1 protein-coding gene is annotated in these 547 nt (G+C 26.1%); it reads right to left on the bottom strand.

Features of this window, described 5'->3' with window-relative positions; genetic code table 11:
• Positions 1–374 (bottom strand): serine dehydratase beta chain (locus GQX97_RS14440; RefSeq protein WP_304488849.1); only part of this gene is annotated, 374 nt, incomplete at its 3' end.
• Positions 375–547: the final 173 nt, after the last annotated feature.

Genomic DNA, 547 nt, shown 5'->3' with positions numbered 1-547 from the left:
CCAATAGATGAAGCTAAAATATTTGCCTCATTATTTTGACCTTTTACTTCTATATAAACACTGTTAGGGTGAAAAGCTTCTCTTAATGTAGTTGGTATAAATTCAAATTTAAGATTATTTTCTTCAGCTAGTTTATAACTGTCTCTAAGCTGAGTGTCATAAGTTTCATATCCTAAAAGTCCAGCCAAAATAGCTTTATCAGTACCATGACCTTTCCAAGTAAGAGCAAAAGAACCGTGTAAATATATTTTTGCCTCTTTTACATCTTCGCCCAAAATTTTTTTAGCTAGTTTACCTATACGGCAAGCCCCTGCCGTGTGCGAACTAGAAGGTCCTATCATTACAGGTCCTATTATATCAAATAAAGTTGCCATAAAATTAGCCTCCATTTTTATATATATAATTTAACATATTCAATATATTTTAGATATATATTTTGTTAACTTTTTTTATCTCAAACAAAAAAAATAAATAAAATATTAAAATTATTACTTTTTATAATATTTTTTTTTATCAAAAAATAATAAAAATAATATTTAATTTTGAA

Source organism: Brachyspira sp. SAP_772 (assembly GCF_009755885.1).
GTDB lineage: Bacteria > Spirochaetota > Brachyspiria > Brachyspirales > Brachyspiraceae > Brachyspira.
Note: the sequence above shows the minus strand (reverse complement) of the source record. Positions and strands in the feature narration are given on the sequence as shown.